This is a genomic window from Oceanobacillus damuensis (assembly GCF_001618145.1).
Lineage (GTDB): Bacteria > Bacillota > Bacilli > Bacillales > Amphibacillaceae > Oceanobacillus > Oceanobacillus damuensis.
Map to the genome: position 1 here is coordinate 1 of NZ_LQNF01000057.1, position 14,118 is coordinate 14,118.

Annotated in this window: 14 protein-coding genes; all 14 read right to left on the reverse strand. The window is 40.2% G+C overall.

Features of this window, described 5'->3' with window-relative positions; translation table 11 throughout:
- Positions 1–361: 361 nt before the first annotated feature.
- Positions 362–445, reverse strand: a complete 84-nt coding sequence (gene spoVM, locus A4245_RS19045; RefSeq protein WP_010649391.1) for a stage V sporulation protein SpoVM — start codon at positions 443–445, stop codon at positions 362–364.
- 33 nt (positions 446–478) lie between these two features.
- A complete protein-coding gene (locus tag A4245_RS19050) occupies positions 479–1,135 on the reverse strand; it encodes a thiamine diphosphokinase (protein ID WP_067730871.1) in 657 nt (218 codons plus the stop codon).
- Between the two features lie 5 nt (positions 1,136–1,140).
- Positions 1,141–1,797: a ribulose-phosphate 3-epimerase gene (rpe, locus tag A4245_RS19055; protein WP_067730873.1), complete on the reverse strand. Its 657-nt coding sequence runs from the start codon at positions 1,795–1,797 to the stop codon at positions 1,141–1,143.
- Between the two features lie 3 nt (positions 1,798–1,800).
- On the reverse strand, positions 1,801–2,682 hold the full coding sequence (gene rsgA, locus A4245_RS19060; RefSeq protein ID WP_067730875.1) for a ribosome small subunit-dependent GTPase A: 882 nt from the start codon (positions 2,680–2,682) through the stop codon (positions 1,801–1,803).
- Positions 2,683–4,773 carry a Stk1 family PASTA domain-containing Ser/Thr kinase gene (gene pknB, locus A4245_RS19065; protein WP_067730877.1) on the reverse strand — a complete coding sequence of 697 codons (2,091 nt, stop codon included), beginning with the start codon at positions 4,771–4,773 and terminating at the stop codon, positions 2,683–2,685. It abuts the gene before it with no gap.
- Positions 4,770–5,528, reverse strand: coding sequence for a Stp1/IreP family PP2C-type Ser/Thr phosphatase (locus A4245_RS19070; RefSeq protein WP_067730879.1), 759 nt, complete (start codon positions 5,526–5,528; stop codon positions 4,770–4,772). The genes pknB and A4245_RS19070 overlap by 4 nt, the downstream gene beginning before the upstream one ends.
- 102 nt (positions 5,529–5,630) lie before the next feature.
- The gene (gene rsmB / locus A4245_RS19075) at positions 5,631–6,977 is read right to left on the reverse strand and encodes a 16S rRNA (cytosine(967)-C(5))-methyltransferase RsmB (protein WP_067730881.1); all 1,347 of its coding nucleotides are present in this window, start codon (positions 6,975–6,977) and stop codon (positions 5,631–5,633) included.
- A 1-nt stretch (position 6,978) separates the two neighbouring features.
- Positions 6,979–7,920, reverse strand: coding sequence for a methionyl-tRNA formyltransferase (fmt, locus tag A4245_RS19080; RefSeq protein WP_067730883.1), 942 nt, complete (start codon positions 7,918–7,920; stop codon positions 6,979–6,981).
- A gap of 39 nt (positions 7,921–7,959) precedes the next feature.
- Complete coding sequence (gene priA, locus A4245_RS19085; protein ID WP_067730886.1) at positions 7,960–10,368, reverse strand: primosomal protein N'; 2,409 nt, start codon at positions 10,366–10,368, stop codon at positions 7,960–7,962.
- Complete coding sequence (gene coaBC, locus A4245_RS19090) at positions 10,365–11,573, reverse strand: bifunctional phosphopantothenoylcysteine decarboxylase/phosphopantothenate--cysteine ligase CoaBC (RefSeq protein ID WP_067730888.1); 1,209 nt, start codon at positions 11,571–11,573, stop codon at positions 10,365–10,367. Before coaBC ends, priA begins: the two co-directional genes overlap by 4 nt.
- A 172-nt stretch (positions 11,574–11,745) precedes the next feature.
- Positions 11,746–11,940 (reverse strand): DNA-directed RNA polymerase subunit omega, encoded by a 195-nt coding sequence (gene rpoZ / locus A4245_RS19095; RefSeq protein WP_084268875.1) that lies wholly within the window; start codon positions 11,938–11,940, stop codon positions 11,746–11,748.
- Complete coding sequence (gmk, locus tag A4245_RS19100; RefSeq protein WP_067730890.1) at positions 11,937–12,557, reverse strand: guanylate kinase; 621 nt, start codon at positions 12,555–12,557, stop codon at positions 11,937–11,939. Before gmk ends, rpoZ begins: the two co-directional genes overlap by 4 nt.
- A 33-nt stretch (positions 12,558–12,590) precedes the next feature.
- Positions 12,591–12,851 carry an extracellular matrix/biofilm regulator RemA gene (gene remA, locus A4245_RS19105; protein WP_067730892.1) on the reverse strand — a complete coding sequence of 87 codons (261 nt, stop codon included), beginning with the start codon at positions 12,849–12,851 and terminating at the stop codon, positions 12,591–12,593.
- Between the two features lie 110 nt (positions 12,852–12,961).
- Positions 12,962–13,843, reverse strand: a complete 882-nt coding sequence (locus A4245_RS19110) for a YicC/YloC family endoribonuclease (RefSeq protein WP_067730894.1) — start codon at positions 13,841–13,843, stop codon at positions 12,962–12,964.
- Positions 13,844–14,118: the final 275 nt, after the last annotated feature.

The window sequence follows — 14,118 nt, forward strand, 5'->3', positions numbered from 1 at the left end:
GTGATATATCTCCAGTTACTTCGCATTTTATATCTACTATGCAATAATTAAAAAGCATACCATCCTGTAAATAGCCTTATTTTCATTGGTTCGCAAAGGGGATTATTAGAGACATTCCAAGTTTAACCCAGTTAACTGTTTAAGCTAATTTTCTTGGTACCACAGTTAAGTTCTTAATAAAAGACTTTTCAACAAGTTTGTTATTCCGCAGTACCTGTCTTGCTGCTTTGTGCTTTGCCCCTAAACCTGTGAAGTGCGACGTATGCATCGATTGCAAGAGTTATAAACCGGAAAAAATGACGAAAAGCCCTTGATAAAAAAGAAAGCTTCTGTCAACCTATGACAAAAGCTTGGTCATTCATTATTTTTCTTTCTTGAACATCCCAATTACAATCTTAACAAATCCACCTACAAACCTCGGAAGTTTAATAGTATAAAATTTCATAAGCAGGGACCCCTCCTGTTCTACAATTCAAACTTACGTCTGAATCGTATCACAACTCTTTACTAGTAATAGTATGCCTTTTTCAAAAGAAAAAGTACCATTTTTTGAAAGAAGCTTGTTCGAGATACAAAGAGTTGATCCCCAGGATATGTCTGCCTTTTCCAAAGGGTAGTAAAATCCGGTCAGGTTTATACCTTCTGCTTCTTTAGTAAAGGGAAGAAAAGATATGTAAGGATATGTTTCGTCCTGCTCCATCGTATAGCTTCCCGGAAAAGCCATTTCAATCCAGTTGGACTTATCCACAATCATGCCTTTTATTCCTCTGCTTTTGATAAGGTATAATAGTTGAATATTTACAAGTTCATGGTCGAGTCTCCCGCCAGTTATCCCAAATAAATAAATATTCTCCGGTTCAAGTTCAAAAGCTCGGTTTAAAGCAATTTCTATATCTGTTTCATCTTTTTCCGATGGATATTCTTCTATATGACTCGCATATTTCTTAATGAGAGATTTCTCGTTTGCATTGATTGAATCAAAGTCACCTACTGCAAATTTTAACGGAATATTTAATTCGGCCAGAATAAAGGCTCCACGATCTGCGCCTATCCACACATCTACTTTATCCTTGAACAGATGAAGATCCGGAAGCAGGTTATCTGGACCATTACCTACGATCCCTACTGATTTCATTCATTCTATCCTTTCGTGGCGTGAAGAATATCTTTTATCGCCCGATGACGGTCCGTTTGATTGAAAACAGCACTGCCAGCTACCAGCACATCCGCTCCAGCATCTGTACAAAGCTTGGCTGTTTCAGTATTGACACCACCATCCACTTCTATCTCGAAAGCAAGGTTCATTTCTTTACGCCAAACATGGACCTGCTCAATCTTATTTACTGTTTCATGGATAAATGTCTGTCCACCAAAACCGGGATTCACCGTCATTATTAAAACCAGATCGACCTCAGATAAAATTGGCTTAATCAATTCTGCAGGAGTTGCAGGATTTATAACCACGCCTGCTTTTACACCATTGGCTTTGATCAGCTGTATCGTTCGATGTAAATGCCTGCTTGCTTCCTGATGCACCGTAATGATGGAAGCACCTGCTGTTGCAAAAGCAGGGATATAGGCATCCGGGTTTTCAATCATCAAATGCACATCCAATGGAAGTGCAGTAACCGGTTTAATCGCCTCTACAATTAATGGGCCAATTGTAATATTAGGAACAAAGTGTCCATCCATTACATCGACATGGATGTAATCTGCGCCACCTGATTCCACATCTTTAATTTCCTCACCCAATTTTGAGAAATCTGCTGATAATATTGATGGAGCAATTTTTGTCATATCTTAATACCTCGGCTTTCTTGATTGTATTTCTTCCAGGAAAGTTAAATAGTGTTCATATCGGAATCTTGGAATCTCCTCATTTTCCACAGCTTCCTTTACAGCACATTTTGGTTCCTTGTGGTGCATACATCCGCGAAATTTACAATTGTCCTTTATTTCTCTCATTTCAGGAAAACAATCGGTTAACGCTTCTGCTTCAATCTCGTTAAATTCAAGCACACTAAAACCTGGTGTATCGGCAACAAGTCCCCCTTTAACCTGCATAAGCTCCACATGCCTCGTCGTGTGCTTACCTCTTCCAAGGCTTTTGGAAATTTCAGCTGTCTTCAGCAATAGGGATGGCTTCAAAACATTTAAGAGTGATGATTTACCTACCCCGGATTGACCTGCAAATACGGATACCTTGCCAGTAAAATAATGCGCCAGCTCAGGTAGTCTGTCAGGCAGTTTGGAAGATAACAACTCAACAGAATATCCGATTTTTTCAAATACCTGTTTATAATGCTCAATCTCTGCACGTTCTTCATCTGTGATTAAATCGATCTTTGTGATAAAAATTAGTGGTTGTATGTTTTTGGATTCAATCAAAACAAGAAAGCGGTCAAGCAATAGTGTACTGAAATCAGGAGACACTGCTGAGCTGACAATAATGGCTTGATTGATATTTGCTATCGGCGGACGAACAAGTTCATTTGTTCTTTTTTCAATTTCCATGATATAACCTTCACCGGGATTGCTTTCCTCGAATTGAACAAAATCCCCTACAAGTGGGGTAATCTTTCTGTTACGAAATACCCCTCTTCCTTTACAGGAATATATTTTGTCACCCGATTGCACATAGTAGAATCCGCTTAAAGCTTTTACAATTCTGCCTTCTGCCATTTAGTCACCCTCTTCTCCTTCATAGGATACTGTTTTGTTTCTAACCATCTCATCATCTCTCATTATGATATATTCTGCTGCACTATCCGGTGCGATTGTTAATGTAAAGGTAATATCGGTATCTTCTGTGATTATCTGTTCGTCATACAGATTTGAAATATCATTCTCTGCATCTTCCACATAAACTCGTACGATTTGCTCTACAGGTTCCTGTGTTTCTTCCTGGTTCTGGTCCACTTCTTCATTCGCCTCATCAGTCTCCGATTCTGGATTATATGTTACCGTATATGTTATTGTATGTGAACGTGGCGGCTTTTCTTCTGGCCCTTCAGAAATATACACTTCAACAGTTGAGCCTTCCTGTAACTCTGTACCGGTGGCCGGTTCCTGTCTTGCTACATAGCCTGATGGAACACTGTCTGAGTTCACTCTCTTAACATCCATTACAAGATTATTGTTTTCCAAATAACTTCTCGCTTCCTGTTCAGTCATTCCTGTTAGATTGTTCAAACTAACCAATTCTGGACCCATACTGATTTCGAAAATAACTTTTACTTCACTTGGAACTACTTCAGCACCGGCAGCAGGCTGAATTTGCGTTATAATCTCACCGACCGGTCTGTCAGAATACTTTTCATACGTCGTTACATCCGTAAACCCAGATTCATCAAGCAGTCCACTTACCTGGTCAAAATCACGGCCTACATAATCATTAAATGTCACTCTTTCTTTACCCTGACTGACAAAAAGGGTTATTGTCGATTCTTCTTTTGCAGTTCTTCCTGCTCTGGGATCGGACCTGACAACAAATCCTTCTTCGATATCTTCCGAGAAAGTAACCTCCTGCTCGACAACTAAATTATTTGCTTCCAGGATTTCCTTTGCTTCCTCAAATTCCATTTCTGTAACATCCGGTACAATGACATCTTTAGGCTGCAAGAGACCAGGGATCAGAAAAAGTGCAGCTGCACCGGCCGCAAGCAAAAATAAGGTAATTAATATAGCCAGCCTTTTTTTCTTACCCTTTTTCTCTTTAGGTTTTGAATTATTATTCTTTGTTTTGTTATTTTTCATCTGTTTTTTGACTGGTACGGATGAAGGGTGCTGCTCCTCGTTTCCTTCAGGAAAATTCTTCGTTCCTTCATCTGCCTTATGGACTAATGTTGCCTGTTCCATGTCTTCTTCTATTTGACGATCTGTAATGATAGGAATTGCCTTTGTCTCCTCACCTACTTCAATCGGAGGAGAAAAAGGGGGTTCATTCAGCATATCCGGGTGTAAAGCTGTCTCTATCGCATTTTCAAATTCATATATACTTTCATACCGATGAAACGGATCCTTGGCCGTTGCCTTCAATACGATATTTTCAACACTCTGAGGAATGTCCTGATTGTACCTTCTTACGGAAGGTGTGTTGCTCTGCAAATGTTTAAGCGCGATGGAAACAGGAGACTGGCCCGAGAAAGGCAGACGTCCGGTCAGCAATTCAAATAGGACGATCCCCATCGAATATATGTCTGATTTTTTAGTTGCCATCCCACCCCTTGCCTGCTCCGGAGACAAGTAATGCACTGAACCGAGTATAGAATTTGTCTGAGTCAAAGAAGTTGCACTCAATGCGATTGCAATTCCAAAATCCGTTACTTTAACCTGTCCAAAACTGTTAACCATGATATTCTGAGGTTTTATATCCCTATGGACTATGTCATTCGCATGCGCATGAGCAATCGCTGAACTGATTTGTTTCATAATATCCAAGGCTTCCGGGACATCAATCGGTCCATAATGCTGTATGTATTCTTTTAACGTCATACCGTCTACATATTCCATAACCATATAAAGTAACTGATCTTCTTCGCCAACATCATAGATATTCACAATATTCGGATGTGATAAGCTGGTTGCAGACTGTGCCTCTCTGTCAAAACGTGCAATGAATTCCTGATCATTAATATATTCCATCCGTAAAGCTTTTACAGCAACATCACGATCAAGAATGATATCTCTGGCCAGAAATACATTGGCCATTCCGCCCCCGCCAATTTTTTCTTTTATTTTATAGCGTTCGTTTAGCAGGTAACCATTGATCATAGGTTTTCACCTGCTTCCAGAGAAGAATCATGCTGTATTAAAATAAGAGAAATATTATCTTCCCCTCCTCGCTCATTGGCGAGATCAATCATCTCTTTTCCGATTTCTTCCATAGGAACTGACTTCTGCACATATATACTCAATTCTTTATCATTTAGCTTATTAGACAGACCGTCGGAACAGAGCAGAAGTTTGTTTCCTATTTCCCATTCCACCGTCCGTATATCTTCTGAAACCGTTTGTTCCGTACCCATTGCTTTCAAGAGTACATTTTTCCTAGGATGCTGCTCTGCATCATCTTCAGAGATCTGTCCGGAGCGCACCAGTTCATTTACGAGCGAATGGTCCTCCGTAATTTGCTTCAACCCATTCTCGTTAAAAATATAGCACCTGCTGTCACCTACATGGGCAATTGTCACAAACTCACGAGTACAGACCGCAATGACAACAGTTGTGCCCATGCCCTTATATTCATTTTTCTCGAGTGAATATTCATAAATGGACTGATTGATTTCCGAAATGGCAGCTGACAACCATTTTTCTGCTTCTTCAGAAGAGTGAAGCCCGGACTGGTCCTGCCATTTATCCCTTACTAAATCAGTAGCAAGCTTGCTTGCAACATCCCCAGCCTGGTGGCCACCCATTCCATCTGCAATCACAGCAATTAATTGCTTATCCGCGTTATAAAATAACCCGCCGGAATCTTCGTTATGACTTCTAACTTGACCCCGGTCAGTCAGAAAGTAACCTTCCATTTTTTTCCCCCTCGCTAAAGTAGCAAGTTATCGTTTGTTTCCGTAGTTTAATTGCACACTTTAAATAAAGTATTGCACAACTTTTCCAATAAAAGAACTAAATTATTCAATTTTTTTTAGCCTTGTCAGGAAGAAACCATCTGTCTGGTAATCCTGAGGGAATAACTGCAGTCCATACTGCGTTATTCCAGAGGATGCTTTTAAAGCTGCTGGCAAGTTTTCAAAAAAATCATTGTCAACTTGGAAATCGGGATGATCGCCCAGGAATTGCTTTACGACATTTTCATTTTCATCAATATCCACTGTGCATGTGCTATAGATTAATAATCCATTTTTTTTGAGCAAAGGAGCAATACTTTCAAGAATATCCGATTGGATTTCTGATAACCTTTTGATGTCATCTTCTTTTTTATGGTATTTGACCTCTGGCTTCCCTCTAATTACGCCTAACCCTGAGCATGGTGCGTCAATCAGAATCCGGTCAAAACTCCCTGACTCATGCAGTTCACCAAGTTTTCTCGCATCGCCAGGATTGGCATCAATGATTGACAGGTTAAGCAATGCCGCCTTCTCGTCTATTTGTTTTACTTTCTTTTTATGCAAGTCATAGGCATGGATTACTCCCCTATCCTGCATTTTTTCGGCAATATGGGTCACTTTCCCTCCAGGTGCACTGCAGCCATCAAGTATATGCATACCTGGCCTTGGATCAAGCATTTCTCCAACAAGCATGGAGCTTTGATCCTGAACCGTGACATAACCTTGTTTAAATAGTTCTGTTGCTAAAATGTTCCCTTTATCAATAATTATTCCTTGGGGTGAAAATATTGATTCTCTTACTTCGAACCCTTTTTCACGCAATGTCTCCATTGCTTTTTCGCGTGTAATTTTCATTGGTTGAATTCGTATGGAACTATGTTTCCTGGTCAGATTTTCCTCACACATTGCCTTTGCCGTTTCATATCCGTATATGTTAATCCAACGGGCCACGAGCCATTCAGAATGGCTCGTTTCGATAGACAGTCTTTTCACGTCATCTTCAATTGACGATGTATCTGGTACACCATTACGCTGAACATTACGAAGAACACCATTTACGAGAGAGGAAACCCCTTTATGGCCCCGCTGCTTTGCTATTTCAACCGCTTCGTGGATAATTGCATGATCTGGTACTTTATCAAGATAAACCATTTGATACAGTGACAGCCTTAATAGATGCCTTACCCACAAATCCAGCTTCTCACTGTTTTTGACAAAGCTAGCCAAATAAAAATCCAATGTCATCTGTCTTTGAAGCGTACCGTAGACGATTTCCGTCAACAGTCCTTCATCTTTTTCGGGAATGCGGCTGGATTTTATTTCATTGTCAATTAATAAGTGGCTGAATCCGCTGTCCTTTTCTATCCGCATAAGTAAATCAAGAATTGTGTTTCGTAAACGATATTTCATCCTATTCACCTAATCTTATCCCAATTTTTATACGATCTTGTGAGGCCTGCAAATAATCTTTGACAGTCATCCTTTTCTTTCCTGCAGGCTGTATCTCCGTAACCCGAATTCCTTTTTGATCTCCACAGACGACAATGAATGAATTCGTTTCCTTTGTTGCAATTTCTCCCGGGGCTTTCCCTTGGAACAAGGTTTCAATCGGTTCTCCCCACCATATTTTCATAACCTTTCCTTCGTAAGTAGTAAAAGCCACAGGCCATGGATGCAATCCCCGAATGTGATTGTAAATGTCATTGTTCGTTCTAGTCCAGTCGATTTTCTCTTGTTCCCGCTTGATATTTGAGGCAAAAGTAGCTTTTGCCTCATCCTGCTTGAGTGGGGTCAATTCCTTACTGAAAAGTCTTGGCAACGTCTCGGTCAAAAGCTCTGCACCTGCTGCAGAAAGCTTATCATGCATGCTCCCTACATGGTCTTGTTGTTCGATAGGTACAGCGCGCTGTGTCAATATATCACCGGCATCCAATTTTTCGACCATATACATGATGGTTATTCCCGTTTCTTTTTTCCCCTGCATAATCGCATAATGAATCGGTGCACCACCTCGCAACTCAGGGAGCAAGGAGGCATGGACATTGATGCACCCGAATTCAGGTGCTCCCAGAATTTCGTTCGGCAGTAATTGCCCATAAGCAGCCGTAACAATTAAATCTGGGTTATATTTTAAAATTTCCTCAAAGTCAATTTTTAATTTTTCCGGTTGGAATACAGGTATATTATTTTTTTCGGCTTCCACTTTTACTGGCGGAGGTGTTATTACCCGTTTTCTTCCTTTAGGACGATCTGGTTGGGTGACAACGAGTACCACTTCATACTCCGATTCGACTAATTTCCGTAAAACCGGAACTGAAAAGTCAGGTGTACCCATAAATACAATTCGTTTCATCATTAAAACCTTCTTTCACTACTGACAGATAGGATACAACTACATCATGTGATAAGGCTGCATATCTACTGTAATCAGCAAATCATTTTTCCGTACTTCATCAGCAAAAACATTGATTATTTTGTTGATATACTTGCGCAAATGTGGTTCGTCCCTATATTTTATCATGCATTGATAGCGATATCTATCTTTGATACGTGGAATCGGAGATGGAGTGGGTCCTAGTACAACAGTGTTATTCCCTACAGCTTTCATCAATAACTGTGCGATCTGCTGTGTTGTTTGAACAGCTTTTACGTTATTTTCATGTGATACCGTTATAAGCGCCAAATAGAAGTATGGTGGATATTGAAATACCTTTCTTGTCGCCATTTCGCGCTTGTAGAATTCATTGAAGTTATATTCACTTGCGAGTTCAATACTGTAATGATCCGGAGTATATGTTTGTACGATAACCTCTCCAGGAAGTTCATGTCTTCCAGCACGTCCACTGACCTGTGTGAGCAATTGAAACGTTTTTTCAGATGAGCGAAAATCCGGCAGATGAAGCATCGAATCAGCCGTCAGGACTCCGACAAGTGTCACATTTTCAAAATCCAATCCTTTTGCAATCATCTGTGTACCTAATAGTATATCCGCTTTTCTTTCCGCGAACTGCTTCAACAGCTTTTCGTGGGACCCTTTTCTTCTGGTAGTATCTACATCCATACGGATAACCGTTGCCTCCGGTATTAATTTTGTCAGTGATTCTTCCACTTTTTGTGTGCCTGTACCAAAATAACGGATCAGATCACTTTCACACTCTGGACATAATTCCGGAACCTTTTCTTCATAGGAGCAATAATGGCATTTAAGCTGATGGCTGTTTTTATGGTATGTTAACGCGATATCACAATGGGGACATTCTTTAACGTGTCCGCAGTCCCTGCACATAACAAAAGTAGAATATCCTCTTCTGTTTAACATCAGTACGACCTGTTCCCCTTTTTCAAGGCATTGTTCGATCTTTTCTTTAAGCTTTCTCGAAAACATGGTCCTATTGCCGGCATGAAGCTCATTGCGCATATCGATGATTTTTATTTCAGGCATGGCTTTCCCATTTGTCCGTTCATCCAGGGTAGATAGCTTGTAAACACCTTTGCTGGCCCTTGCATAGGTTTCCAAAGCAGGTGTTGCACTGCCTAAAATGACGGGACAATTATTATTCTGCCCCCTGTGGATTGCTACGTCACGGGCATGATATCTGGGCTGGTCTTCCTGTTTATAGGTGGTTTCATGTTCTTCATCAATAATTATAATTCCAAGGTTTTCAAACGGAGCAAATACTGCAGACCTTGCCCCTACAACTACCTTCACCTCTTTACGGTGAATTCTTCGCCATTCATCGAACTTTTCCCCTGCAGAGAGTGCACTATGCATCACAGCAACATTGGACCCGAACCTGCCTTTAAACCGATTGACCATTTGTGGGGTCAGTGATATTTCCGGAACGAGGACAATTGCTTCTTTCCCTTTGTTCAAAACATTTTGGATAGCCTGCAAATATATTTCCGTTTTTCCACTTCCTGTAACACCATGAACTAAAAACACATCATGCTTGTTCATTTCGATGGATTCATTGATCGGTTGAATTGCTTCCCTTTGCTGTTTGGTTAATTCCAATGGTGAGGTCCTCGGGAAGTCTTCGTCATTGTATGGGTTTCTGAGCACTTCTTGTTGAAATGTATCCAACAGGCCCTTTTCAACGAGAGCCTTTACTGTACTTGCAGTGGTGTTGACTTTTTTCAGTAATTCCTGCTTCTCCACCTCTTTATCATTCTCAACGAAAAACGACAGCAATTGCTTCTGTTTTTTGGCAGACCTAGGCAGATCAACCAATGCCTCTTCCAGCAGATGAGTGGCTTTTGCCGGTTTAACCATCGTTAGTTGTTTCTTTGTAATCCTTGATTTTACCAAATAGTCGATTGATAAATCCCCGGTCTCAATCAGTTTCTGCAGCTGATAATAGCTGATAGAAGAAGCTTCAAATTCTTCAAAAGGGATGTAGCCTCTCCCTGCGAATAGAGTTTCCATTTCATCTGGAAGTTTGTCATCCGTCTGGCGTATCAGTTCTTTCCTGTACTGCGATTTCAGAACCTGTGGAAGCATTGCCTGTAAAGCTGTTATCGACAGGCTCAATGTTTCTTCTGCTACCCACTTTCCAAGCTCCAGTAATTCCTCCGTGAGTACTGGCGTTAAATCCAGCACATCCAAAATCTCTTTTAATTTCGTAAAACTTGATTCAGATGTTATATCGACTACAAATCCCATGATTTTCCGAGGGCCGAATGGAACGATCACCCTCATGCCGGCTGTTAGCATCTCAATGAATTTTTCAGGGATCACATAGTCAAATGTCTGATTTGTGGAGCTAGTCGGTACATCAACGATTACTTTAGCGATATTCACTGTGCCTCATCCTTCATATCCCGGTCGATAAACGTAAGTATCTTCTCTGCAACTTCTCTTTTTGAAGCAATCGACACTTCCTCTTGCTTCATGGATTTATTTACATAGGTCACCATATTCGTATCTCCCCCAAAGCCAGCTCCTTCAGAAGATACATCGTTAATAATAATTGCATCCAAGTTCTTTTTTAAAAGTTTTTTCTTTCCGTATTCCAGTGGGTTTGTCGTTTCCGCCGCAAAGCCGACCAAATACTGTTCTTTTTTTATATCCCCAAGCGATTGCAGAATATCCCGCGTACGTTCCATCTCGATATGCCATTCGCCGTCCTGTTTTTTCATCTTTTCATCAAATACGTGTTTCGGCCGGTAATCCGCAACAGCTGCAGACTTAATCACAATGTCCTGGCCCTCGAAATGCCGATGCATTGCTTCATACATCTCAGAAGCTGTCGTTACGTCAATACGGTTAATCTTAGGGTTTGTTGTTGTCTCTGCAACAGGACCAGATACAAGTATTACATCTGCCCCGTAATCTGCAGCCGCTTCAGCAAGAGCAAATCCCATTTTCCCTGTCGATCTGTTTGTAAAAAAACGAATCGGATCAATTTGTTCTCTCGTTGGACCTGCTGAAATAAGCACTTTCTTACCTGCCAGGAACGCTTCTCGTTGCTGATGTGATTCAATTGCTTTAATAATGCTTTCAGGCTCTTCCAACCGACCTTTGCCTACATAACCACATGCAAGGTAGCCTGCACCAGGTTCAATAAAATGATATCCCCATTGTTCGAGCTGCTTCATGTTTTGAATCACAGCTGGATGAGCGTACATATGGACATTCATTGCCGGTGCTACATAAACCTCTGCCTGTGTTGCAAGTAAGGTCGTGGAAAGCATATCATCTGCAATCCCATTTGAAAGCTTGCCGATTATATTTGCAGTGGCTGGCGCAATGATTACAATATCTGCCCAATCAGCCAAATCAATATGGGCGATTTTCTCGGGATTTTTTTCATCAAATGTATCGATATGTACCGGGTTTCTTGATAAAGCCTGAAATGTCAGAGGTGAAACAAATGAGGCAGCACTTTCTGTCATGATGACTTTTACATTTGCACCTTTTTGAGTTAATTTACTAGTCAGGGCGCATGCTTTATATACTGCTATTCCACCGGAAACTCCCAATAGAATATTTTTGTTGTTAACCATTCTGTTACCCCTTTCAAATCCGTTTCAAAATATCTTTAGTTTATTTATACCATATAAAGAGCACATATATCTTGTAAAAAGCAGCAACAGACTTTGAAATGGCCTGGTCACTTTTACATAAACAAATAAACCCTCCGCTATTTTGTGCGAAGGGTTTATTTGTGCATCTCAATTAGTCTTTCAGGTATAATTTCCCAGCTTCAATCTCTTCCAATGCCATTCCAACATATTTATGTGATTTTGGTTTTTCTACCATTACATCCTTCGTCTCACTTAATTGTCGTGCACGTCTAGAAGATAATGTTACAAGTGTGTATTTAGATTTGATTCTGCCTTGCAATGCATCGATCGATGGTTCTAACATCATGATAGTTCATCCTCCAGTATTTTTTTGTATTGTTTTGAAACCCGTTCCCTTTTAAGATGCTCACTCTGGATAATTGCTTTTACCTTTTCAACGGCATGCTCCACCTGATCATTTACGACAACATAATCATATGCATCCATCATCTCTATCTCTTTACGGGCTTCTTTCAACCGATTAAGCACCAATTCCTGTGACTCTGTTCCCCGATTTACAATTCGGTTCTTCAATTCCTCCAGGCTTGGTGGGAATAGAAAAATAAATACCCCTTCAGGAAAGTTTTCTTTAACCTGTAAAGCACCCTGTACTTCTATCTCCAAAAAGACATCTTGTCCTTTTTCCAGTGTTTCTTCCACATACGCTCGGGGTGTTCCATAATAATTATTGACATATTTTGCATATTCCAATAGCTGATCCTGTTCTATCAAATTTTCAAATTCTTCATTTGTTTTGTAAAAATAGTCTACTCCGTCTTTTTCCCCGGGTCGCATATTTCTTGTGGTCATAGATATGGAATATTGCAATTTGCTCGCTTCTTCAAAAAGCTTTTTTCTGACCGTACCTTTCCCTACTCCGGATGGTCCTGAAAGAATAAATAAAATCCCTTTCTCCTTAATCAACATATTTCCTCCTAAAGCTCTACTAATATACAACTATTCATCTGAAAGTTCTTCGTGACTAATCACTCGTTGTCCGACTGTTTCAGGCTGAACAGCTGACAGGACGACATGATCACTGTCTGTGATAATTACTGCTCTTGTACGTCTTCCGTATGTAGCATCCACCAATTTATTATTTTCTCTGGCTACTGTAATAATTCGCTTTATTGGTGCTGATTCCGGTGAGACAATCGAAATAATCCGATTTGCGGAAACAACATTTCCAAAACCGATATTAATCAAACTCAAACTCAACTTATTTCCCCCTTGAACGAACTAAAACGAAATTCAGTCATTATTATAATAGTACCATTATACTTTATCCAAACGGAAATTTATACTATTAAATTTAGACGGCATTTTTTTCACTCTATATTCTGCACTTGTTCTTTAACTTTTTCAATCTCACTTTTAAGCAAAACTGCCCACTCACCAATTTTTGGATCTGTTGATTTCGCCCCGATTGTATTGGCCTCCCGATGCATTTCCTGTGCAATAAAATCGAGCTTTCTGCCTGAAGCTGCCTCACTGTCCATTGTTTTTTTAAAGTGTACCATATGACTGAAAAGCCTCGTGATTTCTTCCGTGATATCTCCTTTTTCAGCGAGCAAGACAATTTCCTGATGGAATCTCGTCTCATCCACTGCCCTTGATTTATCCGTGAATTCCTTTACTCTTTCGGTAATTCTTTCCTGGTACTCTTTTCTGACAGAATCCCTTTGACTGGAAAGTTTAGTGACAATCTCACTGATTATCCCAAGTCTTTCACTTAGATCGTCGGCTAAATATTTCCCTTCTTCCATTCTCATTTTTGAAACTTGCCTGCAAGCTTTCTCTGTCCCTTGCAGAATAAGTTCATGTAATTCATCTGTTCCGTCTTTCGTTTCCTGTACGTTAAAGAAATCAGGAATTGTGGTCATGACCGATAAAGGTATTTCACCAGCAAGGTCGTACCTTTTTTTTGCATGGTTCAATTGTTCCATATATTGGTCCATCAGTTCCCAGTCTGGAGTTAATTTTTTTCGTGAAAAGCTTTCCCCTTCAAGTCCTGCAAAAACCTCAACTCTTCCTCTTTGAAAATGGGTGTTAACAATTTTCTTCATCTTATCTTCCAAAAATAAAAATGTACGCGGCATCTTCATTGTTACATCAAGGAAGCGGTGATTTACACTTCTTATCTCTATCGTAATTGTTGTATTGTTCAGGTGCAGAATCTCTTTGCCATAACCGGTCATACTGTTCGTCATTTAATATCACATCCATTTTACATTATGCGTTACTCCCATACATTCTAAACCCATTATATCAATCCTTGTCCCGGCGGAAAAACAATTTCTCCGTAACTGATAGTTTATAAAACTCAGCTTTCGCACCAATGAGTTTGTTGCTTTATTAACCTCGCATTTTATGTAAACTCCGAAGTAACATCTATGTTAGATCTCTAACCTGGTAATGGAAACAAGTTACTTCGGCAGCCGCAGCCCGTATACACTTCGCTTTTGGTGTGACCCCCAATAGTTGG

Bases quoted from the DNA above. Each gene is read 5' to 3' on its own strand.
- coaBC (WP_067730888.1), bottom strand. From the start codon at position 11,573: ATGGTTAACAACAAAAATATTCTATTGGGAGTTTCCGGTGGAATAGCA.
- rpoZ (WP_084268875.1), bottom strand. From the start codon at position 11,940: ATGATGTTAGAACCATCGATCGATGCATTGCAAGGCAGAATCAAATCT.
- A4245_RS19070 (WP_067730879.1), bottom strand. From the start codon at position 5,528: ATGGAAGGTTACTTTCTGACTGACCGGGGTCAAGTTAGAAGTCATAAC.
- rsmB (WP_067730881.1), bottom strand. From the start codon at position 6,977: ATGAAATATCGTTTACGAAACACAATTCTTGATTTACTTATGCGGATA.
- A4245_RS19110 (WP_067730894.1), bottom strand. From the start codon at position 13,843: ATGACGAACAGTATGACCGGTTATGGCAAAGAGATTCTGCACCTGAAC.
- rpe (WP_067730873.1), bottom strand. From the start codon at position 1,797: ATGACAAAAATTGCTCCATCAATATTATCAGCAGATTTCTCAAAATTG.
- rsgA (WP_067730875.1), bottom strand. From the start codon at position 2,682: ATGGCAGAAGGCAGAATTGTAAAAGCTTTAAGCGGATTCTACTATGTG.
- spoVM (WP_010649391.1), bottom strand. From the start codon at position 445: ATGAAATTTTATACTATTAAACTTCCGAGGTTTGTAGGTGGATTTGTT.
- A4245_RS19050 (WP_067730871.1), bottom strand. From the start codon at position 1,135: ATGAAATCAGTAGGGATCGTAGGTAATGGTCCAGATAACCTGCTTCCG.
- pknB (WP_067730877.1), bottom strand. From the start codon at position 4,773: ATGATCAATGGTTACCTGCTAAACGAACGCTATAAAATAAAAGAAAAA.
- fmt (WP_067730883.1), bottom strand. From the start codon at position 7,920: ATGAAACGAATTGTATTTATGGGTACACCTGACTTTTCAGTTCCGGTT.